This is a genomic window from Enterobacter sp. E14S (assembly GCF_055666685.1).
The window spans coordinates 228,590-251,987 of sequence record NZ_JBVODQ010000004.1 but is presented as its reverse complement, the minus strand read 5'-3'; the positions used below and the strand labels follow the sequence as shown (position 1 = coordinate 251,987).

General features: G+C 56.0%; 21 protein-coding genes and 1 pseudogene. 12 read left to right on the top strand and 10 right to left on the bottom strand.

All coding sequences use genetic code 11. The features are described from left to right. Positions 1-31 precede the first annotated feature (31 nt). Complete coding sequence (gene rnr, locus ACZ6J2_RS12215; protein WP_471725828.1) at positions 32-2,476, top strand: ribonuclease R; 2,445 nt, start codon at positions 32-34, stop codon at positions 2,474-2,476. A gap of 66 nt (positions 2,477-2,542) precedes the next feature. Beyond that, positions 2,543-3,274: a 23S rRNA (guanosine(2251)-2'-O)-methyltransferase RlmB gene (gene rlmB / locus ACZ6J2_RS12210; RefSeq protein ID WP_058840431.1), complete on the top strand. Its 732-nt coding sequence runs from the start codon at positions 2,543-2,545 to the stop codon at positions 3,272-3,274. Between the two features lie 83 nt (positions 3,275-3,357). Here the strand turns inward: rlmB and ACZ6J2_RS12205 are convergent. Further along, positions 3,358-4,631: pseudogene (locus ACZ6J2_RS12205) on the bottom strand (MFS transporter). A 193-nt stretch (positions 4,632-4,824) separates the two neighbouring features. Here ACZ6J2_RS12205 and ACZ6J2_RS12200 point away from each other — a divergent pair. Next, positions 4,825-6,447, top strand: a complete 1,623-nt coding sequence (locus tag ACZ6J2_RS12200) for an isovaleryl-CoA dehydrogenase (RefSeq protein ID WP_471725827.1) — start codon at positions 4,825-4,827, stop codon at positions 6,445-6,447. Here ACZ6J2_RS12200 and ACZ6J2_RS12195 read toward each other — a convergent pair. From ACZ6J2_RS12195 to bsmA, 3 genes are all read right to left on the bottom strand, one after another. Further along, positions 6,444-8,375, bottom strand: a complete 1,932-nt coding sequence (locus ACZ6J2_RS12195; protein ID WP_471725826.1) for a methyl-accepting chemotaxis protein — start codon at positions 8,373-8,375, stop codon at positions 6,444-6,446. The genes ACZ6J2_RS12200 and ACZ6J2_RS12195 overlap by 4 nt on opposite strands. A 172-nt stretch (positions 8,376-8,547) precedes the next feature. Then, complete coding sequence (gene yjfN, locus ACZ6J2_RS12190; protein WP_032665074.1) at positions 8,548-8,835, bottom strand: DUF1471 family protease activator YjfN; 288 nt, start codon at positions 8,833-8,835, stop codon at positions 8,548-8,550. A 136-nt stretch (positions 8,836-8,971) separates the two neighbouring features. After that, complete coding sequence (gene bsmA, locus ACZ6J2_RS12185; RefSeq protein ID WP_029740376.1) at positions 8,972-9,301, bottom strand: biofilm peroxide resistance protein BsmA; 330 nt, start codon at positions 9,299-9,301, stop codon at positions 8,972-8,974. Positions 9,302-9,438: 137 nt separating this feature from the next. Here bsmA and yjfP point away from each other — a divergent pair, with 137 nt between their 5' ends. Next, positions 9,439-10,161 (top strand): esterase, encoded by a 723-nt coding sequence (gene yjfP / locus ACZ6J2_RS12180; RefSeq protein ID WP_471725825.1) that lies wholly within the window; start codon positions 9,439-9,441, stop codon positions 10,159-10,161. A gap of 168 nt (positions 10,162-10,329) precedes the next feature. Here yjfP and yjfY read toward each other — a convergent pair whose 3' ends face one another. Beyond that, positions 10,330-10,605 carry a DUF1471 family protein YjfY gene (gene yjfY / locus ACZ6J2_RS12175; RefSeq protein ID WP_029740378.1) on the bottom strand — a complete coding sequence of 92 codons (276 nt, stop codon included), beginning with the start codon at positions 10,603-10,605 and terminating at the stop codon, positions 10,330-10,332. A gap of 341 nt (positions 10,606-10,946) precedes the next feature. On the opposite strand from yjfY, the gene rpsF reads away from it, so the two are divergent. Genes rpsF through rplI form a run of 4 tightly spaced genes read left to right on the top strand, consistent with a single transcriptional unit; the run spans position 10,947 to position 12,386 of the window. Beyond that, positions 10,947-11,342: a 30S ribosomal protein S6 gene (gene rpsF, locus ACZ6J2_RS12170; protein ID WP_014068637.1), complete on the top strand. Its 396-nt coding sequence runs from the start codon at positions 10,947-10,949 to the stop codon at positions 11,340-11,342. A 6-nt stretch (positions 11,343-11,348) separates the two neighbouring features. Beyond that, positions 11,349-11,663 (top strand): primosomal replication protein N, encoded by a 315-nt coding sequence (gene priB, locus ACZ6J2_RS12165; RefSeq protein WP_008502895.1) that lies wholly within the window; start codon positions 11,349-11,351, stop codon positions 11,661-11,663. 4 nt (positions 11,664-11,667) lie between these two features. Further along, positions 11,668-11,895, top strand: coding sequence for a 30S ribosomal protein S18 (gene rpsR, locus ACZ6J2_RS12160; RefSeq protein ID WP_000135199.1), 228 nt, complete (start codon positions 11,668-11,670; stop codon positions 11,893-11,895). Between the two features lie 41 nt (positions 11,896-11,936). Further along, positions 11,937-12,386 (top strand): 50S ribosomal protein L9, encoded by a 450-nt coding sequence (rplI, locus tag ACZ6J2_RS12155; protein ID WP_023310148.1) that lies wholly within the window; start codon positions 11,937-11,939, stop codon positions 12,384-12,386. A gap of 67 nt (positions 12,387-12,453) precedes the next feature. On the opposite strand, the gene ACZ6J2_RS12150 is transcribed toward rplI, so the two are convergent. Then, complete coding sequence (locus tag ACZ6J2_RS12150) at positions 12,454-13,098, bottom strand: LysM-like peptidoglycan-binding domain-containing protein (RefSeq protein WP_471725824.1); 645 nt, start codon at positions 13,096-13,098, stop codon at positions 12,454-12,456. A gap of 233 nt (positions 13,099-13,331) precedes the next feature. Between ACZ6J2_RS12150 and fklB the strand changes: the two genes are divergently transcribed. Further along, on the top strand, positions 13,332-13,952 hold the full coding sequence (gene fklB, locus ACZ6J2_RS12145; protein ID WP_008502892.1) for an FKBP-type peptidyl-prolyl cis-trans isomerase: 621 nt from the start codon (positions 13,332-13,334) through the stop codon (positions 13,950-13,952). A 311-nt stretch (positions 13,953-14,263) separates the two neighbouring features. Further along, on the top strand, positions 14,264-15,673 hold the full coding sequence (cycA, locus tag ACZ6J2_RS12140; RefSeq protein ID WP_471725823.1) for a D-serine/D-alanine/glycine transporter: 1,410 nt from the start codon (positions 14,264-14,266) through the stop codon (positions 15,671-15,673). A 38-nt stretch (positions 15,674-15,711) separates the two neighbouring features. On the opposite strand, the gene ytfE is transcribed toward cycA, so the two are convergent. Next, complete coding sequence (gene ytfE, locus ACZ6J2_RS12135; protein WP_033144474.1) at positions 15,712-16,374, bottom strand: iron-sulfur cluster repair protein YtfE; 663 nt, start codon at positions 16,372-16,374, stop codon at positions 15,712-15,714. 244 nt (positions 16,375-16,618) lie between these two features. Between ytfE and ACZ6J2_RS12130 the strand changes: the two genes are divergently transcribed. After that, positions 16,619-18,268 (top strand): methyl-accepting chemotaxis protein, encoded by a 1,650-nt coding sequence (locus ACZ6J2_RS12130; protein ID WP_063440651.1) that lies wholly within the window; start codon positions 16,619-16,621, stop codon positions 18,266-18,268. A 31-nt stretch (positions 18,269-18,299) separates the two neighbouring features. Here the strand turns inward: ACZ6J2_RS12130 and ACZ6J2_RS12125 are convergent, their stop codons facing one another. The 3 genes from ACZ6J2_RS12125 to ACZ6J2_RS12115 form a co-directional block, all read right to left on the bottom strand. After that, positions 18,300-19,265 (bottom strand): DMT family transporter, encoded by a 966-nt coding sequence (locus ACZ6J2_RS12125; RefSeq protein WP_471725822.1) that lies wholly within the window; start codon positions 19,263-19,265, stop codon positions 18,300-18,302. A gap of 75 nt (positions 19,266-19,340) precedes the next feature. Next, positions 19,341-20,165, bottom strand: coding sequence for an AraC family transcriptional regulator (locus ACZ6J2_RS12120; RefSeq protein ID WP_471725821.1), 825 nt, complete (start codon positions 20,163-20,165; stop codon positions 19,341-19,343). A 48-nt stretch (positions 20,166-20,213) separates the two neighbouring features. Then, entirely contained in the window at positions 20,214-21,257 is a 1,044-nt protein-coding gene (locus ACZ6J2_RS12115; protein ID WP_471725820.1) for a GlxA family transcriptional regulator, read from the bottom strand. 620 nt (positions 21,258-21,877) lie between these two features. Here ACZ6J2_RS12115 and ACZ6J2_RS12110 point away from each other — a divergent pair. Next, on the top strand, positions 21,878-23,332 hold the full coding sequence (locus tag ACZ6J2_RS12110) for a beta-ketoacyl synthase (protein ID WP_471725819.1): 1,455 nt from the start codon (positions 21,878-21,880) through the stop codon (positions 23,330-23,332). Positions 23,333-23,398: the final 66 nt, after the last annotated feature.

The following is a 23,398-nucleotide window of genomic DNA, read 5'->3' as shown; positions in this document are numbered from 1 at the left end:
TTCCACCGGAGCTGACAACGGAGGAACCGACATGTCACATGATCCTTTCCAGGAACGCGAAGCCGAAAAATACGCGAATCCTATTCCCAGCCGCGAGTTCATCATTGAACACTTAACAAAACGCGAAAAACCCGCCAATCGTGAAGAACTTGCCGTTGAATTAAACATTGAAGGTGAAGAGCAAATTGAAGCCCTTCGCCGCCGCCTGCGCGCGATGGAGCGTGACGGGCAGCTGGTCTTTACCCGCCGCCAGTGCTACGCGCTGCCAGAACGCCTCGATCTGCTGAAAGGGACCGTCATTGGTCACCGCGATGGCTTCGGCTTCCTGCGCGTGGAAGGCCGTAAAGACGATCTGTACCTCTCATCTGAACAGATGAAAATGTGCATCCACGGCGACCAGATCCTGGCGCAGCCGCTGGGCGCTGACCGTAAAGGCCGCCGCGAAGCGCGCGTGGTACGCGTTCTGGTGCCAAAAACCAGCCAGATCGTCGGCCGCTACTTTACCGACGCGGGCGTAGGCTTCGTGGTGCCGGACGACAGCCGTCTGAGCTTCGACATTCTGATCCCACCTGAAGAGGTGATGGGCGCCCGCATGGGCTTTGTGGTGGTGGTTGAACTCACCCAGCGCCCAACCCGTCGCACCAAAGCGGTAGGTAAAATCGTCGAAGTGCTTGGCGACAACATGGGCACCACGATGGCCGTTGATATGGCATTGCGTACCCATGAAATTCCGTACATCTGGCCGAAAGCGGTTGAAGAGCAGATCGAAAGCCTGCGCGAAGAAGTGCCGGAAGAATCCAAAGTGGGCCGCGTGGATCTGCGCTCCCTGCCGCTGGTCACTATTGATGGCGAAGACGCCCGCGACTTCGATGACGCCGTATACTGTGAGAAAAAACGCGGCGGTGGCTGGCGTCTGTGGGTTGCTATCGCTGACGTAAGCTATTACGTCCGTCCGCACACCCCGCTGGATAACGAAGCCCGCAGCCGCGGTACCTCGGTCTACTTCCCGTCCCAGGTCGTGCCGATGCTGCCGGAAGTGCTGTCTAACGGCCTGTGTTCCCTGAACCCGCAGGTTGACCGTCTCTGTATGGTTTGCGAGATGACCATCTCCACCAAAGGGCGCTTAACCGGCTACAAGTTCTACGAAGCGGTGATGAGCTCGCACGCGCGTCTGACCTATACCAAGGTCTGGCATATGCTGCAGGGCGACCAGGATCTGCGCGAGCAGTACGCGCCGCTGGTCAAACATATCGAAGAGCTGCATAACCTCTACAAAACGCTGGAACAGGCGCGCGAAGAGCGCGGCGGGATCTCGTTTGAGAGCGAAGAAGCGAAATTCATCTTCAACGCCGAACGCCGCATTGAGCGTATTGAGCAGACCCAGCGTAACGACGCGCACAAGCTGATCGAAGAGTGTATGATCCTGGCGAACATCTCGGCGGCACGTTTCGTTGAGAAAGCCAAAGAGCCAGCGCTGTTCCGTATTCACGATAAGCCGACCACGGAAGCCATTACGTCGTTCCGCTCCGTGCTGGCTGAACTGGGTCTGGAACTGCCCGGAGGCAACAAGCCAGAGCCGCGCGATTACGCCGAGCTGCTGGAGTCCATTGGCGACCGTCCTGACGCAGAAATGCTGCAGACGATGCTGTTGCGCTCTATGAAGCAGGCGATTTACGATCCGGAAAACCGCGGGCACTTCGGCCTGGCGCTGCAGTCTTACGCCCACTTTACGTCGCCGATCCGTCGTTATCCTGACCTCTCTCTGCACCGTGCGATCAAGTATCTGCTGGCGCAGGAGCAGGGCCATAAAGGGAACACCACCGAAACCGGTGGCTACCACTATTCGATGGAAGAGATGCTGCAGCTGGGTCAGCACTGCTCCATGGCCGAACGTCGTGCCGATGAAGCAACACGCGACGTGGCGGACTGGCTGAAGTGTGACTTTATGCTCGATCAGGTCGGTAACGTCTTCAAAGGCGTGATTGCCAGCGTGACCGGCTTTGGTTTCTTCGTTCGTCTGGACGAGCTGTTCATCGACGGTCTGGTGCACGTCTCCAGCCTGGATAACGACTACTACCGCTTCGACCAGGTCGGCCAGCGCCTGATTGGCGAATCTGGCGGCCAGACCTACCGTCTGGGCGACCGTGTGGAAGTGAAGGTCGAAGCCGTGAATATGGACGACCGTAAGATCGACTTCAGCCTGATCTCCAGCGAGCGCGCGCCGCGTAACGTCGGTAAAACCGAGCGTGAAAGGGCGAAAAAAACCGGTAACGGTAAACCGGGCGGCGGTAAACGTCGTCAGGCGGGCAAGAAGGTAAACTTCGAGCCGGACAGCGCGTTCCGCGGCGAGAAGAAACAGAAGCCGAAGGCGGCGAAGAAAGAAGCCCGTTCAGCGAAAAAACCTTCCGCGAAAACGCAGAAAATCGCTGCCGCCACCAAAGCGAAGCGCGCGGCCAAGAAAAAGCAGGCGGAGTAAATTCTCCCCTCAACCTGACCCTCTCCCCAGCGGGGGGAGGGGAAATACTTATTACGAGAACCATCAATGAGTGAAATGATTTACGGCATCCACGCGGTGCAGGCCCTTCTCGAGCGCGCACCGGAGCGTTTTCAGGAAGTGTTTATTCTGAAAGGGCGTGAAGATAAGCGTCTGATGCCGCTGATCCACGCGCTGGAAGCACAGGGCGTGGTGATCCAGCTGGCGAATCGCCAGTTCCTGGATGAGAAAAGCGAAGGCGCGGTCCACCAGGGGATCATTGCCCGCGTGAAGCCGGGTCGTCAGTATCAGGAAAACGATCTGCCGGATCTGATTGCCGAGCTGGATAACCCGTTCTTCCTGATCCTCGACGGCGTTACCGATCCGCACAACCTCGGCGCGTGCCTGCGCAGCGCCGATGCGGCGGGCGTGCATGCGGTGATCGTGCCGAAAGATCGCTCCGCGCAGCTGAACGCGACGGCGAAGAAGGTGGCCTGCGGCGCGGCGGAAAACGTTCCGCTGATCCGCGTGACTAACCTGGCGCGCACCATGCGTCTGCTGCAGGAAGAGAATATCTGGATCGTCGGTACCGCCGGTGAAGCGGATCATACTCTGTACCAGAGCAAAATGACCGGCCGTCTGGCGCTGGTGATGGGTGCGGAAGGCGAAGGCATGCGTCGTCTGACCCGCGAGCACTGCGACGAGCTGATTAGTATCCCGATGGCGGGCAGCGTGTCGTCCCTGAACGTTTCCGTTGCGACGGGCATCTGCCTGTTTGAAGCGGTGCGTCAGCGTAGCTGATTTTCGCCCGGTGGCGCTTCGCTTACCGGGCCTACGGGTTTTGTAGGCCGGGTAAGGCGAAGCCGCCACCCGGCAAAACAACCTCACTCCTCTAGCGACCGCAAATGGTCGTCCTTCCTCAGCGTCATCAGCGCGAAAATACTCACTACCGCCGTTACCATCACGTAATACGCCGGAATATCCAGGTTGCCCGTCTGCTTAATCAGCCCGGTAATGATTAACCCCGCGCATCCCGAGAAGATCGCGTTCGACAACGAGTAGGCCAGCCCCAGCCCCGTATAGCGCACGCGCGTCGGGAACATCTCAGACAGCATCGCCGGCCCGGACCCGCCAGCATGCCCACCAGACCGCCCGCAATCAGCACCACAACAGCCTTCACCGCTAGCGTGCTGGACTCCGCCTGCAGGATTTTCAGCAGCGGCAGGGCGAGGATCAGCAGCAGCGCGGTGGCGAGAATCATCACCGTGCGGCGCCCGATCCGGTCGCTCAGGATCCCCGACGGAATGATGGTCAGCGCAAACCCAATATTCGAAATCACCGCTATCAAGAGCGCCTGGTTAAACCCGGTGTGCAGCGCCGACTGCAGATAGGTCGGCATAATCACCAGGTAGGTATATCCCGCCGCAGACCAGACCATGACGCGCCCAATCCCCATCCCGATGGCCCGGAGCGTGGCGGCAGTATCCGCCTGAGCGACAGCCGGTTTATCCTGCTGCTGCACAAAGCTCGGTGTCTCTTCCATACTGACGCGAAGCCACAGCGCCACAACGCCCATAGGCAGCGCCAGGAAGAACGGAATGCGCCAGCCCCAGTCGTGCAATGCCTCTGGCGTGAGAAGGGCGGAGAGCAGCGCCACGATGCCTGCGCCTGCCAGCAGCCCCAGCGCCACCGTAAAGGACTGCCACGCGCCATAGAGCCCACGCTTGCCGCGCGGGGCGAACTCCGTCATCAGCGAGACCGCACCGCCGTACTCGCCGCCCGCGAACAGCCCCTGCAGTATGCGCAGCAGCGTAATAATGAGCGGCGCGGCAATGCCGATGCTGGCGTAGACCGGCACAATGCCGATAGCGGCGGTAGCGAGCGTCATCAGCACCAGCACGATGATTAGCGTCGGTTTACGGCCAATCCGGTCGCCGATGCGGCCAAACACCACCGCACCCAGCGGGCGGAAGAAGAAGGCGATGGCAAACGAGGCGTAGGTGAGGATCAGGCTGGTCAGCCCCGCCTCTCCTTCAAGCTGGAAGAAGTTTTTCGCAATGACGGTCGCCAGAAAACCGTAGACCGCAAACTCATACCACTCGATAAAGTTACCAATGGAGCCTGCAATTAATGCACGCTTGTGCGCGTCCGGTTGCATAACGATCCTCACTTAAGGTTGTAAGAATAAATTATTCAACAAAAGCGGAGTCATGAAATAGTTTATTCTTATGTTCTGTGAGCTATTTCACGAATGATATCAGCGGGATCGTGAACGTGTGACTCCCCTCCCATGCAGCGTGCGCGCGGTCTGTCCATACTTATCGTCATTGCCACTGAAGGAGGGAGACAGCATGCACTGGCAGACCCATACCGTTTTCAATCAACCTGCACCGCTTTCCAACAGCAACCTTTTCCTCTCGGACTGCGCCCTGCGCGATGCGGTCGCGCGTGAAGGGGCCGAGTGGGATATTGAGCTGCTCGCCAGCATCGGACAGCAGTTAGGCACCGCGGAGTCGCTGGAGCTGGGCCGGCTGGCAAACGTTAATCCTCCGGAGTTACTACGCTATGACGCCACCGGGGAGCGGCTGGACGACGTGCGTTTTCATCCGGCATGGCACTTGCTGATGCAGGGGCTTTGCGCCAACCGCGTGCATAACCTGGCGTGGGAAGAGGAGGCGCGTAAAGGGGCGTTTGTCGCTCGGGCCGCACGCTTTGTGCTTCATGCTCAGGTGGAGGCGGGCACGCTTTGCCCGGTCACCATGACGTTCGCCGCCACGCCGCTGCTGCAGCAGGCGCTCCCCAAACTATTTCACGACTGGCTGACGCCGCTGCTCAGCGATCGCTACGATCCGCACCTTGCCCCTGGCGCGCAAAAGCGCGGCCTGCTGATTGGCATGGGGATGACGGAAAAGCAGGGCGGCTCGGACGTGCTTAGCAACACCACCAAAGCGGAAAAATGCAGTGACGGCAGCTACAGGCTGGTGGGGCATAAATGGTTTTTCTCCGTCCCGCAAAGCGATGCGCATCTGGTGCTGGCCCAGGCGAAGGGCGGGCTATCCTGCTTTTTTGTGCCGCGCTTTTTGCCTGACGGACAGCGCAACGCCGTCCGGCTGGAGCGCCTCAAGGACAAGCTCGGGAACCGCTCCAACGCCAGCAGCGAGGTGGAGTTCCTCGATGCCTCCGGCTGGCTGCTGGGGGAAGAGGGCGAAGGGGTACGGCAGATCCTCAAAATGGGCGGTCTGACGCGCTTTGACTGCGCGCTGGGTAGCCACGGACTGATGCGTCGGGCGCTCTCGGTGGCGCTGTACCATGCCCATCAGCGTCAAACCTTCGGCAAAAATCTCATCGATCAGCCGCTAATGCGCGAAGTGCTAAGCCGGATGGCGCTGGTGCTGGAGGGGCACACGGCGCTGCTGTTCCGCCTGGCCCGCGCGTGGGATAAACGCGCAGATCCGCAAGAGGCCGCCTGGGCGCGGCTGTTTACCCCGGCGGCGAAATTTAGCGTCTGTAAAGCGGGCATCCCGTTTGTCGCTGAGGCGATGGAGGTGCTGGGCGGGATCGGATATTGCGAAGAGAGCGAACTGCCCCGCCTGTACCGCGAGATGCCGGTGAACAGCATCTGGGAAGGGTCAGGTAATATCATGTGTCTGGACGTGCTGCGCGTGCTGGCGAAGCAGCCGGGTATTCACGACCTGCTTGCCGACGAGTTTGCGCAGGTGAAAGGGCAGGACAGACACTTCGATCGCAGCTGGCGACAGCTTCAGCAAAAACTGCGTAAACCGCAGGAGGCGCAGGCGCGGGAGATCGCGCAGCAGCTTTTCTTGCTGGGTACCGGAAGCCAGATACTACGGCACGCATCGCCCCCGGTGGCGCAGGCGTGGTGCCGCATGATGCTTGACACCCGTGGCGGCACGCTGATGAGCGAGCAGGTGCAAAGCGACCTGCTGCTGCGTGCGACGGGCAGAGTCGGTTAGCCTTTTAGCTGGAACAGGCTCACCAGCTGAGTCAGGTGTGAACCCTTCTCGCGCAGCGTTTGAGCGGTTTGCTCGCTGCGTGAGATGCGGTCGGCATTGATATGCGACGCTTCGCCAATATGGGTCATGGCGAGGTTCACCTGGCCGATCCCGGCGGACTGCTCGCGTGAGGCATGGTTAATCTCGGTGACCAGCTGGCTGATGTTATCGATATGAATGATGATGTCATCCATCGCCAGGCGCGTCCGTTCAGACAGCGCATGACCCTCACTCACTTTTCTGAGCGTATCGCCAATCAGCTGTTCAATCTCCTTCACCGCGTTAGCGCTGCGTCCCGCCAGCGCGCGAACTTCCTGCGCGACTACCGCAAACCCTTTTCCGTGCTCGCCTGCGCGGGCCGCTTCCACTGCCGCATTCAGCGCCAGAATGTTGGTCTGGAAAGCGATGGATTCGATCACGCGCGTGATGTCTTCGATGCGTTTTGACGCTTCGCGAATGTCGTCCATGGTCGACACCGCGTGGGTGACCGTCTCACCGCCCTGATGGACCGCGAACGAGGTTTCACCCACCAGCTGCTGCGTTTGCTCCATGTTGGCGGCATTTTGCTGCACGGTGGCGGCCAGCTGCTCCATGCTGGCGGACGTCTCCTCCACGCTGCTGGCCTGCTTGTTGATCTGCTCTGAAATCTCGCCAGTGTCGGCGGCCAGCGCGTTGGTGCCCAAATGGATCTCGCCTGCTGCCTCACGAACCTGCAGGACAATTTTTTGCAGGCCGCCGCCGATGCCGTTGATAGCATCGATCAGCTGGCCGACTTCGTCCTGACGCGTCACGGGCAGGCTGGAACGGAGATCCCCTGCGGCATATTGCCGGGCAAGATGGATCACGTTGCGCAGCGGTCGGGTCAGTACGCGGCGAATAATGACCACGAACAGGCCAGCAAAAAGGATGGATAAGACCACGCCGGCCAGCAGGAAGCGATCGCGCATGGCGGTAACGCTTGAGAGCAGCACCGATTTATCCACTTCGCCCACGATAGTCCAGTTCCAGCCCGGCAGCGGGGTATAAGCCATTTTCAGCGTGCGACCGTCGTCGCTTGTACGCTCCAGCGTGCCGGGTTTGTCACTCAGAAGCTGTTGCAGCGTCGCGCCGTCCCACTTCGGCAGTTTTCCCTCTTCGCCGGCATGGAACAGGTATTGCCCGCGCGTTTTGCCGTTGCTGCGATCCAGCACGAAGAAGTGACCGCTCTCGCCCAGGCGGCGGTTGAGGATTTTCTCGCGCATGACGTTCCAGGAGTGGGTGATGTCCACCCCGACAAAGACGATCGCAATGACCTGCCCTTCGACGTTTTTAACGGGCTGGTACTGGGTGATGTAGCGTTTGCCGAACAGCAGCGCCAGGCCGCGGTAGACTTCACCTTTGTTGACGGCAGCAAAGGCCGGGCTGGCGTTATCCAGAACGGTACCCATTGCCCGATCGCCATTCTCTTTGCGCAGGGAAGTGGCTACGCGAACAAAGTCGTTACCGCTGCGTACAAACAGCGTCGAAATGGCGCCCGTACGGTTCAGGAACTCGTCCGAAAGGGTGTTATTTTCATGCAGCCCGGTGTCTCCGCCTTTCAGAAGCGGAACGCTAAGTCCGTTAATCGTCTGGGGTTGGGAATTATCAATGTTCAGAGGCTGCGGTAAAAAGGTGGTAAACAGACGTGTATAGCTCTCAACCTCTTCACTCAGGCTGGTATTAAACATCTGCACCATGTCGACCATGCCGGTGGACTGATTATGCAGATCTTCGACCGCAAGGGCTTCAAGCTGCTGGCTGGCTTTTTGGCTGAGCAGAAAAGTGAATAGCAGAAACAGCGTGGCGACACTGACGCCAGTCAGCAGCGAGAGTTTCGATCCCAGGCCCGCACGGCGGAAAAAGTTGATCATAAATTGCTCATCATTGAAAAGTTATGGTTCTTCAACGGCAGAGCGGAGATTACGTTTACTGTTTTAATGTAACAAAATGTTATTTAATTGTTCTTTATTGGTTTTATATAAGATAAAAAATTTGCAAAAACGAAAAGCCACTAAAAATAAGTGGCTTTTATCAGGAAGGATATTACACGTAGAGAATGGCCTGTACCCGCCAGCGATCGATATGGTTATCTTCCTGCATCTGGATGATGCGATACCATGAAGCACCCTGCTCATCGGCCTTTAATGCCACGACACGTTCAACGTCTTGCGGGCTCCCCGAGATATTATTCACGGAGATCTGGCCAATTTCATTCAGGCCAGTTACACAATCAGCACTGGCGAATTCTGCTGACTGCGCGGTGGTGCTCAGCAGGCCTGCTGAGAGCAACAGTGAGGTCAAAGCAAGAGTTCGTTTCATTGTCAGCTCCATTTCACATATATCCGGTATCCGCCGGGCAATCCTTCGCTAATAAACTCCCTTCCATTGATGCGGGCGTGGAGTTTATTGTGGACAGGAAAATGTCTATGGACGCAAAGCAGTGTAAATCTCGTTCAAAGGAAAACCATTATTTACGGTACAAAATGGCCTGTGAGTACCACTGTCCCGTTATGATGGTTTCGTCGATCATAATGATGACGTAATAATCTGCTTTGGCGGCGACGGCCTGCGCTTTTATTGCCGATTCTGCGTCATCCGGAGAACCGCGAACCAGCGCGGAGATGGTGCCCATTCGTTGTAATCCTTCCGTCTGATTACGACGAATCTCCTGTGGATGATCGGCGACCGGTGGAGCGGGTTGCGGTGTTCCCTGCAGCGCGCTACAGCCACTCAGCAGAAACACCAGCAATAAAGCAGCAAACCTGCGCATAACCATATCTCGTTTCCTGATAGCCATAGTGTAGTTGTCTGTGAATTTAGTTTTGGGGGAATGTTCCCGAAGTGTTATCTGGGACGTATATTTCGAATGAAAATGACGCGAAAGCGTAACCCAGTTCTCAACATTATGAATCATAGATTCGCACAGGGTCGACAATGATTGAAATTGAAATACGCCACCTCGGCGACCATGAAATTTTACACGCGATGCCGGCGGGTAAACGTGATAAACCGCTGCCTGTTGTGGTTTTTTATCACGGGTTTACCTCATCGAAGCTGGTTTACAGTTATTTTGCGGTAGCGCTGGCGCAGGCGGGTTTTCGCGTGGTGATGCCAGATGCACCCGACCACGGCGCACGCTTTACGGGTAATGAACAGGCGCGGCTGGGGCAGTTCTGGCAGATTCTGCACGGGAGTCTGACCGAGTTTTCCGGGCTGCGCGATGCGCTTTATGAGGCAGGGCTGGTGGCCGACAATCGTCTGGCGGTAGCCGGGGCATCGATGGGCGGTATGACGGCGCTGGGGATTATGACGCATCATCCTGAAGTGAAGTCTGTCGCCTGTCTGATGGGCTCGGGCTACTTTACTTCGCTGGCGAAGACCCTCTTTCCCCCTCAGGATTTAACGGAAATAACCGCGACGCTGGCAGAGTGGGAAGTGACCCGGGCATTGCCGCGCGTGGCCGATCGCCCGCTGCTGCTGTGGCACGGTGACGCGGATGATGTGGTCCCGCCTGAGGGAACCTTCCGTCTGCAGCAGGCGTTAATGAATGAAGGGCTGGACGGTAATCTGACCTGTCTGTGGGAACCGGGCGTCCGCCACCGTATTACGCCAACGGCGCTCGACGCTACGGTGGCGTTTTTCCGCCAGCACCTTTAAACGCGCAGGACTTTGATGTCCATATCTTCCCGCTTGTGGATGATCTCAGGGGGCTCTTTTACCGGGAGTATTCCGGAGCCATTCACAAAAAAAAGCCCCCGGGCAGGGGGCAACGTCATCTATGGCTATGTTCTCGTTATTGGCTTTCCTGGTGCTAGCGTTAAAGCGTTATCGGTAAATATCTGCACTGGCGTGCATGTTGCCGTTGCTGCCGGGCTCACGGGTTAACATCACGTGGTAATAGGTTGCGCCCTGCGCATCGGTTTCTGCGTTTAATGCCTGATCTGCTTCACTTTCCGTGGCGAAATTATGATTGATGTAAATTACGCCCAAGCTTTGCACATCATCCATGTTTCTGGCCTGTCGGCTGTCTATCTTGATGGCTGCCATCGCGTTTGCACTGAGCAAAAGCGCCGCCATTATGGCTAATGCGATTTTTTTCATGATATGCGCTCCACGACTACGTGCTGCGAGAGGGGGGATGCTCCTTCTTTAATTCAGGCGATCTCTGATTAAAGTGTAATCACTCATCCGGCGGGGATGCGTGACCATTTCTGATGCAGTTGTTCAAAAAAACAACGCTTCCGGGTGTGGCCAATTTTAAATCACCCACTTAGACCCGCTTCGCGCTTTGTGCGAATTATTTGTGCAATCAGCTTGAGTTTCCAGGGGCGCGCAAGTATTATGACGCGTCAATTTTTCAGCCGACCTTTAACACGTTCCTTGCCTCCCCGGGCCTCGGCTGACCCAGACAGGAGGCTGAATAATCCGTAAGGAGCAATTCGATGCGTCATTACGAAATCGTTTTTATGGTCCATCCTGACCAGAGCGAACAGGTTCCGGGTATGATCGAGCGTTACTCTGCTGCCATCACTGGTGCAGAAGGTACGATCCACCGTCTGGAAGACTGGGGCCGCCGTCAGCTGGCTTACCCGATCAACAAACTGCACAAAGCACACTACGTTCTGATGAACGTTGAAGCGCCGCAGGAAGTGATCGATGAGCTGGAAACTACCTTCCGCTTCAACGATGCCGTTATCCGCAGCATGGTTATGCGTACCAAAAACGCAGTTACCGAAGCATCTCCGATGGTTAAAGCGAAAGACGAGCGCCGTGAGCGTCGCGATGATTTCGCAAACGAAACCGCAGATGATTCTGATGCTGGGGATTCTGAAGAGTAATTTCTGATGACCAACCGTCTGGCGTTGTCCGGCATCGTATGCAGGGCTCCCCTTCGAAAGGTCAGTCCATCAGGAATTCCGCATTGCCAGTTCGTGCTTGAGCATCGTTCTGTGCAAGAGGAAGCCGGGTTTCACCGGCAGGCGTGGTGCCAAATGCCCGTTATTATTAGCGGACACGAAAACCAGGCCATTACTCACAGTTTAACGGTCGGTAGCGCAGTAATCGTTCAGGGGTTCATCTCTTGCCACAAGGCAAAGAACGGCCTGAGCAAAATGGTTCTGCATGCCGAGCAGATTGATTTGATAGATTCTGGAGACTAGCCATATGGCACGTTATTTCCGTCGTCGCAAGTTCTGCCGTTTCACCGCGGAAGGCGTTCAAGAGATCGACTATAAAGATATCGCAACGCTGAAAAACTACATCACCGAAAGCGGTAAGATTGTCCCAAGCCGTATCACCGGTACTCGTGCAAAATACCAGCGTCAGCTGGCTCGCGCTATCAAACGCGCTCGCTACCTGTCCCTGCTGCCGTACACTGATCGTCATCAGTAATCGGGCACGGTCCATTAATACGACTTTAAGAGGATAAGGTAATGCAAGTTATTCTGCTTGATAAAGTAGCAAACCTGGGCAGCCTGGGTGATCAGGTTAACGTTAAAGCGGGTTACGCACGTAACTTCCTGGTTCCACAGGGTAAAGCTGTTCCAGCTACCAAGAAAAACGTAGAGTTTTTCGAAGCACGTCGCGCTGAACTGGAAGCCAAACTGGCTGACGTTCTGGCGGCTGCTAACGCTCGCGCTGAAGCAATCAACGCACTGGGCACCGTTACCATCGCGTCTAAATCAGGCGACGAAGGTAAACTGTTCGGTTCCATCGGTACCCGCGATATCGCTGATGCAGTTTCTGCAGCAGGCGTTAAAGTGGCTAAGAGCGAAGTTCGTCTGCCGAACGGCGTTCTGCGTACCACTGGTGAGCACGAAGTTGACTTCCAGGTTCACAGCGAAGTGTTCGCTAAACTGGTTGTTAACGTTGTAGCTGAGTAATTTTTTACTCAGCTCACGTTGAAACGCCGGCCTTGTGCCGGCGTTTTGCTTTTTACAGATCCGGGTCTTAACGCGCCCTGATGAAACTGCCGTCTGGCTGGCGGGTAAACAGTACCTGTTGCCCACTTCCTGTATCAATCGTTAACCCTGTCACCACCCCGCTGGCATTCTGGCGAATCTGTACCATCTGACCATTCTGCAGGCTACTGAGCGGCTTACCCGCACCTTCCACCTTCGCCATGGCATACACGTCGGTTGGCGGCAGGTTGTGGTCGCGGAACAGCTGTGCCAGCGTTTTGCCCGGCTCTACGCGATAGGAACGCCACTGTTGCTCAATGCCGGTAGGCTGTTGCGTCTGAGGCTGAGACGGGGCGGCGGCTTGATCCTGCGGCTGTTCATCCTGAATGGGTTCTGGCTCAACCGGCGCGACCTGACCCGGATCGTTAGACGGGGTCACAAGCTGCGTCTGCATCGGCTGTGCGTCAGGCTGTGGCCGCGTCTGCGACTGAATATCCAGCTGAGCATTGCGGGTGACGGGTGCGGTATCGACATCATCGCCCCCGGAAGGAAGCAGGAAGCCCACGATCACCATCAGCGCGCCAATGATGATCCCTCTGCGATGCAGAGGAGGCAGCGGGTCCATGATGCGAAAATTGTCCGGCGCCTGCCAGATTTTCGCCAGGGTAGGTTTCAGTTCAAATCGCCCGGGCATGGCACTCCTCCTGCTCCGCGTATTTTTTATCCTGTGCTCCGAAGTATAGTTTGCTAACTGCCTGAACGGCGTAGTAAACCCGACATCCGTGACATCAGTTCGGGATTAATCCTGGTTATCTCTATTGTTTCTGTTTCGTCGCGGTTTGTCACCTTAACTTCAGACAAAGTTTTACCCATAAGGGCATGGCTGATATGCTGCCCGCTACTTTAAATGTGATGGAAGGAAAACCCATGACCACCCCGACTTTTGACACTATCGAAGCGCAGGCAAGTTACGGTATCGGCTTGCAGGTAGGACAGCAGCTGAGCGAATCCGGCCTGGAAGGTCTGTTACCTGAAGCGCTGGTGGCGGGTATCGCTGACGCGCTGGAAGGCAAACAGCCTGCCGTTCCGGTAGACGTTGTGCACCGTGCGCTGCGTGAAATCCACGAACGTGCTGACGCCGTGCGTCGCGCGCGCTTCGAAGAGATGGCTGCCGAAGGTGTGAAATATCTGGAAGAGAACCGCGAGCGTGAAGGCGTGAACAGCACTGAATCCGGTCTGCAGTTCCGCGTGATCAATCAGGGCGACGGCGCAATCCCGGCGCGTACCGACCACGTTCGCGTGCATTACACCGGTAAACTGATCGACGGTACCGTGTTCGACAGCTCCGTGGCGCGCGGCGAACCGGCTGAATTCCCGGTCAACGGCGTGATCGCAGGCTGGATCGAAGCTCTGACCCTGATGCCGGTCGGTTCCAAATGGGAACTGACTATCCCGCATAACCTGGCCTACGGCGAGCGCGGCGCTGGCGCGTCCATTCCGCCATTCAGCACCCTGGTCTTTGAAGTCGAGCTGCTGGAAATTCTGTAATCGACTTTTCTTATTTCCTCTTCCCGGTTGGGGAGAGGAAAATAGTGTAAAAACCTATAGTTACGGTGCTATCAACATTTTATCTTGCAAACGAAACTGTTGCGTGTATTTTTGTGAGCTGTTTCGCGCTGTATGAGTGATATGACACTCACTTTCAACATATTATTAACATAATATCTAAATCATAGTATTCATCCCGCCGATTCTTACCTAATATCGATTAGCCCTTACAAGGGAACGTCATCTTTTGACGTATTTAAAGGCCAGAAGAGCCTTAACAACACAGACAGGCATAAACAGGAAAATATCACATGGTAGATCAGGTCAAAGTCGTCGCCGACGAAGAGGCGTCGTCTGAACAGTCGCTACGGCGCAATCTCACAAACCGTCATATTCAGCTCATTGCGATTGGGGGTGCCATCGGTACCGGGCTGTTTATGGGGTCAGGCAAAACCATCAGTCTCGCCGGACCGTCGATCATCTTCGTTTATATGATCATCGGTTTTATGCTCTTCTTCGTGATGCGTGCAATGGGTGAATTGCTGCTCTCGAACCTCGAATACAAATCCTTTAGCGACTTCGCTTCTGACCTGCTCGGGCCGTGGGCGGGCTATTTCACCGGCTGGACCTACTGGTTCTGCTGGGTCGTCACCGGTATGGCGGACGTCGTGGCGATTACCGCCTACGCGCAGTTCTGGTTCCCGGGGCTGTCGGACTGGGTCGCCTCGCTGGCGGTCATTGTTCTGCTGCTGAGCCTCAACCTCGCCACCGTTAAAATGTTCGGTGAGATGGAGTTCTGGTTCGCGATGATCAAAATCGTGGCGATTGTCGGGCTTATCGTCGTGGGTCTGGTGATGGTGCTCACCCACTTCCAGTCGCCAACGGGCATTCAGGCGTCGTTTACCCATCTGTGGAATGACGGCGGCTGGTTCCCGAAAGGCATTAGCGGCTTCTTTGCCGGCTTCCAGATCGCGGTATTTGCGTTCGTGGGCATTGAGCTGGTGGGCACGACGGCAGCGGAGACCAAAGATCCCGAGAAGTCTCTCCCGCGTGCGATTAACTCTATTCCGCTGCGTATCATCATGTTCTACGTCTTCGCGCTGATCGTCATTATGTCCGTGACGCCGTGGAGCTCCGTGGTGCCAACCAAGAGCCCGTTCGTTGAGCTGTTCGTGCTGGTAGGCCTGCCTGCTGCCGCGAGCCTGATTAACTTCGTGGTGTTGACCTCTGCGGCGTCTTCCGCGAACAGCGGCGTGTTCTCCACCAGCCGTATGCTGTTTGGTCTGGCGCAGGAAGGCGTGGCGCCGAGCGCGTTCGCCAAGCTGTCCAAGCGCGCGGTACCGGCAAAAGGGTTGACCTTCTCCTGCATGTGCCTGCTGGGCGGCGTGGTGATGCTCTACGTGAACCCAAGCGTGATTGGCGCGTTCACCATGATCACCACGGTCTCTGCGATCCTGTTTATGTTCGTCTGGACCATTATCCTCTGTTCATACCTGGTGTACCGCAAGCAACGCCCGCACCTGCATGAAAAATCGATCTACAAGATGCCGCTGGGCAAGCTGATGTGCTGGGTGTGCATGGCGTTCTTCGTCTTTGTGCTGGTTCTGCTGACGCTGGAAGATGATACCCGTCAGGCACTCATCGTCACGCCGCTGTGGTTTATCGCACTGGGGCTGGGCTGGGTGTTTATCGGTAAGAAACGTATGGCAGGCGTAAGGTAAAAGCAAAACGGCAACTTCGGTTGCCGTTTTTAGTTTTTCTATTCCCCAGCTAATGCCCGCGGGAACAGAACGTTGTTCTCAAGACTGATGTGTTCCATCAGGTCGTCAATCATCTCGTTAATGCCGTTGTACATCGCTTTCCACGTTGTGCACGCTTCTGGCGGCGGCGTGACGTTGTGGGTGGTGTGTTTGATCACTTCCAGCAGCTCACCCGCATCATCGTGCTCGCTTTCCATCACGCTGATAGGCCCCATAGCCTGGCTTCCCATTCCCTGTTTAATCATCGGGAAGAGGATCTGCTCTTCTTTCATCATGTGGCTGGAAAGCTCTTCATGCAGCAGGGTCAGGTATTTCGCCAGACCGCGCGGTACGGAAGGTTTGTCGGCATGAACGCGCTCAACTTTGGTCGCCTGCAGGATCAGTTCCGGCAGCTGTTCACGGTGACGGTCATGGTATCGCACGATGATATGGTCGATGATTTCAGCGAGCGGGGCGGTTCGCCAGTCTTTGTCGACGGGCTGCCCGGCCAGCTGCGCCAGCTCTGCTTCAATCACCTCAACGTCCAGTTCCTTGCGTGAGGCCGCACGCGCCAGGGTTTGCTTACCGCCGCAGCAGTAATCCATATCGTATTTACGAAACAGCGCAGAAGCGCGAGGAATGGAGAGCGCCAGCTCGCCAAGGGGTTGGTCGCGAAAGGCCATAGCAGTTACCTCGTCATCAATAATATAAGATGTATATTAAATGCATCTTTAAGCCAGCGCTATAACCCTTTAGAGGGAAGGGGAAAAGTGAGATGCAGATCACAAAAAAATACCCCATTTAACTCTCTGAATGGACTTAGGAAAGTGGTTTAGAAACTTTTTAAAGGTGTAGAAACAGTAAACAACCCGCCGCGCCTGCCGATATATCCACGTCAGACAAACCTGCATATAACAAAGGCAACGCATGTTTAAACGTATAAAAGTCATTACCCTTCTGATTTCGGTGCTGCTTGTGCTCGGCATCATGCAAGTGATTTCCGCGGGTATCTTTATCAACGCGCTGAATAACGATAAAGACAATTTCACCGTGTCGCAGCTCTCCAGCAAGAACGTGGCGGAGTTTACCGATGCGTGGATCAGCCTGAACCAGGCGCGCGTGACGCTGAACCGCGGGATGCTGCGTCTGCAAAGCAGCATGGCCTCTCAGATTAACGGTGGGCAGCTTAATGAGCTGGTCAACACGGCGAAAAATCTGCTCGCCGATGCGCAGGTCCATTACGATAAATACTATGCCCTGCCAAATACGCCGGGCCTGGACGAGAACCTGGCTAACCGGCTCGAAGAGCAGTACCGCATTTACTCTGCAACGCTGACGCAAATGAACGTTCTGCTGAGCCAGGGCAATCTGGAAGACATGTTCAAGCAGAACGCGGAGCAAAAGCAGACCGCGATGCAGGCGGTTTACCGCGAGTGGCGCGAAGCGCAGGCAACGCTTACCGATAAAGGCATCCAGGACAATGAAAGCGACTACAAGCGCATCCTGTGGATCCTCTCTGCGGTCATGCTGCTGGTGATTGTGGTGATTATTTCCAGCTGGGTAGCCATGCGCCGCGTGCTGCTGCTGCCTCTGGAAGAGGTGATTAACCATATTCGCGCCATTGCGGCAGGGGATTTAACCCAGCCGATTCAGGCTGAAGGTAAGAACGAAATGGCTATCCTGGCGCGTAACGTTCAGGAGATGCAGACCTCGCTGGCGAACACCGTGGGCGTGGTGCGTGAAGGCGCAGATACGATTTACACCGGTGCAGGCGAAATCTCTGCGGGCAGTAATGACCTCTCTTCCCGTACCGAGCAGCAGGCCGCGTCTCTGGAAGAGACGGCAGCCAGCATGGAGCAGCTGACGGCAACCGTGAAGCAGAACGCCGATAACGCGCGTCAGGCTTCCCGTCTGGCGCTGGACGCCTCCTCTACGGCGAAGAAGGGCGGTAACGTGGTTGAAGGCGTGGTGCGTACGATGGACGAAATCGCCACCAGCTCCAGTAAAATCGCGCAAATTACTAACGTAATCGACGGTATTGCCTTCCAGACTAACATCCTGGCGCTGAACGCTGCGGTGGAAGCGGCGCGTGCAGGCGAGCAGGGCCGTGGTTTTGCGGTGGTGGCAGGAGAAGTGCGTACTCTCGCCCAGCGCAGCGCCCAGGCGGCGAAAGAGATCAAAGCGCTTATCGATGATTCCGGCGAGCGCGTGAACGCGGGCTCCCAGCTGGTTAACGAAGCCGGGGAGACGATGGCAGAGATCGTCAATGCGGTCACCCGCGTGACGGACATCATGGGTGAAATTGCCTCGGCCTCTGACGAGCAGAGCCGCGGTATCGACCAGGTGGGCCAGGCGGTAGCCGAGATGGACCGCGTGACCCAGCAGAACGCCTCGCTGGTAGAGGAATCTGCGGCCGCGGCGGCGGCGCTGGAAGATCAGGCTGCCCGCCTGAACGAAGCGGTGGCGGTGTTCAAAATCACCCGCAACCAGGCGGTCAAAGCGGCGCCGGTGAAAACCTATGTACCTAAAGCGCAGCCCGTAGCGGCGGCGTCTGAAGGGAACTGGGAAACGTTTTAAGGACTTGCCCAGCAGCGCTGCTGGGCAATGCTCACATCTCCGAAGCCGGAACGACCCTCGGTTTTTCCGGCTTCGCTCTTACCGCCATCACCACTCCCACCACCAGCAGCGCGATGCCGCAGGCCGTGAATAGCGGCGGCACGCTCTGGCGCATCAGGAAGGTATAAAGCAGTCCGGCCAGGGTTTCGAAGACAATCAGCGGCCCTAAAATCACCGTCGGCAGCTTCTGGCTGGCAATGTTCCAGCACAGCGCGCCCACCCATGAGCACAGCACCGCAATCGCAACCATCAGGCCAATAAACACCCAGGGTCTTGGCCCGAAGGGCTGGGCGAAGTCTGGCTGTTGATGGCCTAACCAGATGCACGCCCCGGCATAGCCCACCAGCGAGACGGGCAGCGTGACCAGCGCCTGCGCCGTCGCCCACATCATCGGGTGCTTGTCCGGGTTCTCCCGCAGCCAGCGCGCGTTGTGCAGGGCATACCATGCCCAGCACGCCACGGAAATGAACGCCAGCACAATGCCAGAGCCGTAACGCCACAGGTCAACATCCGTCTGCCCGTGACGCAGCTCGGCAATATTGACGCATACCAGCCCCACGGCGGTGCATACCAGCGCCGGTATCATTTTTGACCACGCCAGTTTGCCATCGCGGTGGCTGTAGAGCAGGTTAGCAAAGACGGGGATGACGACCGGCAGCGTGCCGATAATCATGGTAGATACCGGCGCACCGGTACGCTGAATGGCACTCGCAAGGCAAACGTAGTAGATAAGATTGCCCATCATGGTCAGCGCCAGCGCGGTGCCCCAGTCCTGACGGCTGAGCTGACGCAAGCGCGCGCGTCCCAGCCACGCCAGGGGCAGGGCAATCAGCCCGAGCGCCAGATAGCGTCCGGTCGACTGCAGTATTGCCGGATACTCGGGCACGATCAGCGGGCCGACAAAAATAAGCCCCCACATCATCCCGGCCAGCAGGGCATACAACACTCCACTAATCATTTTTCCATCCACAGGTATTTACGCTGTAGGCAGTGTAGGAGGGGAAAATGCGCGCGTATTGTATGAGGTTGCGCATTAGCGCCGGGTGACCTGCTTCTGGTAGCGCACGGGCGTAATGCCATAGCGGCGGGTAAACGCGCGGGTTAAATGGGACTGGTCGGTCAGCCCGGTCGCGGCTGCCACTTCGGCGGCGGGCATGCCGTGGGTGAGGAACGCTTTGGCGCGCCAGAGGCGAATGGCCATCAGCATCTGGTGCGGCGTAACGTGAAAATGGGCTTTGAACTGGCGCTGGAAGTGGTACGGGCTGAGCGAAACGACGCTGGCCAGCTCGTCCAGCGTCAGGGAGTGCATGTAGTTGTCGTGCAGGTACTCGCGCACGCGTTCGAAGCGGTGCGCGCCTTCCTGAATCACCGGCGCGTGATGGGCCAGCGGCTGGAAGGTCGCAATCAGATCCAGCAGTAATCCTTTTTGCGCAAGCGGATCGTCCGTATGCCACAATCCGTAAATCAGCCTGCCGATTTGCTGCGAGCGCAGCGGGTCATGACGCGTGACATCGCTAAACCACCAGTGCCGGAGGCCGGTCACCTCTTCCAGAAGATCGGGTTCGATATAGACCATCCGGTAGCGCCAGCCGCCTTCGGTGGCGGATTCGCCGGTATGGATCTCGTCCGGGTTCATGGTAACGACGGATTTTTCCGCCGCGAGATGCTGGGTACCGCGATAGCGAAAACGTTCGGCACCGGTTTCAATCGTGCCGATCCCGAAGGCTTCATGGGTGTGAGGCTCAAAGGCGTAGTCAGAAATATGCGCGTGATAAAGCTCCAGTCCCGGCAGCTGCGCCAGATGGCGAAAGCGCGCGCTGTCTCTTTCATCATTAAACTGTTCAGGTACGCCTTGCACGTTGAGCCTCCTCGTGGTCATCTTTTCATTATCAGAGATGACCGCAGTTTATGCACTAAACATCTTTGCCCGGACGGTCTTACGGTAATCCCCCGGTGAAACCGTTGTTTTATGCTTAAACTGGCGATTAAAGTGCGCAATATCCTGATATCCAACCGCATTCGCAATCTCCTGAATACACAGATTGGTGGATTGCAGCATTGTCATGGCGGATTCAATTCTGGCGGTTAATAAATACTGCAGTGGGGACATGTCGGTGGCATTTTTAAAGCGGCGATTAAAGTTGCGCAAACTCATGCCAGCCATATCTGCAAGATTCTGCATGGATATATCCGAGGCGCAGTTGGCTTTTATCCAGATTTGAATTTGAATAATATCTTCATCCGGATGGGGCTTGTTTTCTTCACTGTAACACTGACGTTCAAACTGGCTACGAATTTCATGGAAAAATGTCCGTTGAGTATGTGTGGCTACACGTTTCCCGTATATCGTTTCTATAAAATGGATCGTCAGATCTGACAGGGCCTTAACGCTTGCAGCGCAGAAAATATTATCGGCCTGAGTGAGAAAATGCTTTGTCTGTAATTTTACGCTGGGGTAGTCACGCGAGAATTGTTTGAAGTAGTGCCAGTGGGTGGTGGCGGGCTTTCCGTTGAGCAATCCCGACTCTGCCAGAAAACAGCAGCCCGTTCCGACGGCGGCGATGCGGGTTCCTCGCGCGGCCTGCTCGGTCAGCCATTCCAGAAGTTCAGGCTCTTGTCTGACCACCGCGCGAGGATTGCGCCACAGGGCAGGAAGATAGATAACGTCATAGTGCCTGTCTGCGGCAAGGGTGGTATCGGCGGTAATGCTAAAGCCGCTGTGCGTCAGGATGGGCTCGCTGTTTATGCCAATGGTATTCACCTTCAGAATATTCTCCGGGCGACAGAGCCTGAAGGGTGACTTCTCCGGTTTGTGCGTGCCTGCGTGGGATGTTGTTTTTTGCTCAGCTAAATAGCTACTGGCTGCCGCTTTCCACATTTCAATCGGAAGACTGAGACCGGAACTTAGCATGCGTTCACATAACACAAATCCTATTTGTGTATTTGTCATTTTTGATTAATACCTGTTTTGACTATTATTTTTGGTGGCTCATCGTTGTCCTGGCCAAAAAAGTCAGCGTTTTGGCTGGATTTTCATATTAGCTTTTGTTGGCAATTTGTAAACTAATATCTGAAATTATCGCACTTGCTTAATAAAATAAATCCACGACCACGAGAGAATAAATTATGGTGAAATTACCCGTAATAACGGCTTTTGGCGGCTATGGTCCAGCTGGTCGTAGTTCTTCACATCATGCATTTCGTCGAATGATTATTGAGTCATTATCGGAAGAGGAAAGGCAGGAGACGTTATTATCGTTAGCCATTCTGATGGGCGTGCTTAAATATGATGAAGGTGGGTATTGCGACATTTCCGGTAAAAGATTCACACCTGCTCAGGCCGCCGCGAGGATAAAAGACGAGGTGCTTGAGGGAACCCTTATCAGAAAAATTACGCGCGACTATTTTGATGTCGATGCTATTGCCAGCCATGCAAAATTGAATATGGTTTCAGGCGAAGAGGGATTCAGTTTTAATATATCTGCCAGGCAATTACCTCAACCCTTACCGGCGGGATGGCATGTTGAAGAATTAGCGGATCGGCGTGTCCGTATTACCGTTCAGGGAGAGATGGATTGCAAAATTGAGGCGTTGCTGCGCACGGAGGTTCAGGCTGCAGGGCTGTTGCCGCAGGGATTCCGTCCGGGCGACCATTACAATTCGCAGTTCCATCCGCGGGCGTTACAGATGGCGATTGTCGGGGCGTCAGACGCCATCAACGCCCTGGGGATCCCGTGGCGAGAGATACAGGCCAAAATCACGCCGGATCAGCTCGGCGTCTATTCGGGCAATATCATGGGGCAGCTCGACGATTATGGCTTTGGCGGGATGCTGCAGTCGCGCCTGAAAGGCCATCGCGTCAGCGCCAAACAGTGCCCGCTGGGCCTGAACAGCATGTGCGCCGATTTCCTCAATGCGTATGTGCTGGGTAGCGTCGGTCATACCAGCGCCACGCTGGGGGCATGCGCCACGTTTCTGTATAACCTGAATGCGGCAGTCGAAGATATCAAAGCGGGGCGCATTCGCGTAGCCGTTGTTGGTAGCGCCGAAGCGCCGGTGACCTCAGAAGTGATTGAAGGATTCGATGCCATGGGCGCCCTGGCAACGGAGAGCAAGCTTAAGCACATTGATGAAACGGAAACGGCCGACTGGCGCAACAGCAGCCGCCCGTTTGGCCACAGCTGCGGTTTTGTTATCGCGGAATCCAGCCAGTATGTCGTGTTAATGGACGACGAGCTGGCGCTGCAGCTTGGCGCAGAGATCCACGGTTCGGTGGGGAATGTCTTCATCAACGCTGACGGCTTTAAACGTTCTATTGCGTCGCCGGGGCCGGGGAACTACATCACCATGGCGAAAGCCGTCGCCTCTGCGGTATCGATGGCCGGGATGGAGACGGTGCAGAAGGGATCGTTTATTCAGGCGCACGGCTCAAGCACGCCGAAGAATTGCGTCTCAGAGGCGGATATTTTTGACCGCGTTGCGCAAGCCTTTTCGATTCGCGACTGGCCGGTGACGGCGGTGAAATCGTATCTCGGCCACTCCCTGGGTCCCGCCAGCGGCGACCAGCTAATCAGCTGCCTCGGCGTCTTCCGCTATGGTATTTTGCCGGGAATTAAAAGCTTGTCCGACATCGCGCCGCAGGTGAACAACGCGCGCTTAACCATTCCTCTTCAGGACTGCAAATTAGAGGAAGACCAGGGACAAATCGCCTTTATTAATTCAAAAGGCTTTGGCGGTAATAATGCCACGGGGGTGGTTTACTCGCCGAAGCTTACCCATCAATGGTTGCACAAACGCTATGGGGACGCGGTGTTTGCGGATTATCAGCAGCGTAATCGCCAGGTGCGACGTCAGGCTAACGCCTACGACGAGGCGGCGTCGCAGGGTGAACTCAATGTCATTTATTTTTTCGGCCAGCAGGGGATAAATGAGGAAGATATTAAGATTGATATGAATGGCATCACCATTCCCGGATTTGAAAAACCGATAACGTACGCGACGGATAAAGAATACCCGGACTTTTAATCGTTATATCTGTTTTTATTATTAATAAATATGAGCGGGCCGGGTAAGGGAAATCACCCGGCCGCA

Bases quoted from the DNA above. Each gene is read 5' to 3' on its own strand.
- rnr (WP_471725828.1), top strand. From the start codon at position 32: ATGTCACATGATCCTTTCCAGGAACGCGAAGCCGAAAAATACGCGAAT.
- rlmB (WP_058840431.1), top strand. From the start codon at position 2,543: ATGAGTGAAATGATTTACGGCATCCACGCGGTGCAGGCCCTTCTCGAG.
- ACZ6J2_RS12200 (WP_471725827.1), top strand. From the start codon at position 4,825: ATGCACTGGCAGACCCATACCGTTTTCAATCAACCTGCACCGCTTTCC.
- ACZ6J2_RS12195 (WP_471725826.1), bottom strand. From the start codon at position 8,375: ATGATCAACTTTTTCCGCCGTGCGGGCCTGGGATCGAAACTCTCGCTG.
- yjfN (WP_032665074.1), bottom strand. From the start codon at position 8,835: ATGGAGCTGACAATGAAACGAACTCTTGCTTTGACCTCACTGTTGCTC.
- bsmA (WP_029740376.1), bottom strand. From the start codon at position 9,301: ATGGCTATCAGGAAACGAGATATGGTTATGCGCAGGTTTGCTGCTTTA.
- yjfP (WP_471725825.1), top strand. From the start codon at position 9,439: ATGATTGAAATTGAAATACGCCACCTCGGCGACCATGAAATTTTACAC.
- yjfY (WP_029740378.1), bottom strand. From the start codon at position 10,605: ATGAAAAAAATCGCATTAGCCATAATGGCGGCGCTTTTGCTCAGTGCA.
- rpsF (WP_014068637.1), top strand. From the start codon at position 10,947: ATGCGTCATTACGAAATCGTTTTTATGGTCCATCCTGACCAGAGCGAA.
- priB (WP_008502895.1), top strand. From the start codon at position 11,349: ATGACCAACCGTCTGGCGTTGTCCGGCATCGTATGCAGGGCTCCCCTT.
- rpsR (WP_000135199.1), top strand. From the start codon at position 11,668: ATGGCACGTTATTTCCGTCGTCGCAAGTTCTGCCGTTTCACCGCGGAA.
- rplI (WP_023310148.1), top strand. From the start codon at position 11,937: ATGCAAGTTATTCTGCTTGATAAAGTAGCAAACCTGGGCAGCCTGGGT.
- ACZ6J2_RS12150 (WP_471725824.1), bottom strand. From the start codon at position 13,098: ATGCCCGGGCGATTTGAACTGAAACCTACCCTGGCGAAAATCTGGCAG.
- fklB (WP_008502892.1), top strand. From the start codon at position 13,332: ATGACCACCCCGACTTTTGACACTATCGAAGCGCAGGCAAGTTACGGT.
- cycA (WP_471725823.1), top strand. From the start codon at position 14,264: ATGGTAGATCAGGTCAAAGTCGTCGCCGACGAAGAGGCGTCGTCTGAA.
- ytfE (WP_033144474.1), bottom strand. From the start codon at position 16,374: ATGGCCTTTCGCGACCAACCCCTTGGCGAGCTGGCGCTCTCCATTCCT.
- ACZ6J2_RS12130 (WP_063440651.1), top strand. From the start codon at position 16,619: ATGTTTAAACGTATAAAAGTCATTACCCTTCTGATTTCGGTGCTGCTT.
- ACZ6J2_RS12125 (WP_471725822.1), bottom strand. From the start codon at position 19,265: ATGATTAGTGGAGTGTTGTATGCCCTGCTGGCCGGGATGATGTGGGGG.
- ACZ6J2_RS12115 (WP_471725820.1), bottom strand. From the start codon at position 21,257: ATGACAAATACACAAATAGGATTTGTGTTATGTGAACGCATGCTAAGT.
- ACZ6J2_RS12110 (WP_471725819.1), top strand. From the start codon at position 21,878: ATGGATTGCAAAATTGAGGCGTTGCTGCGCACGGAGGTTCAGGCTGCA.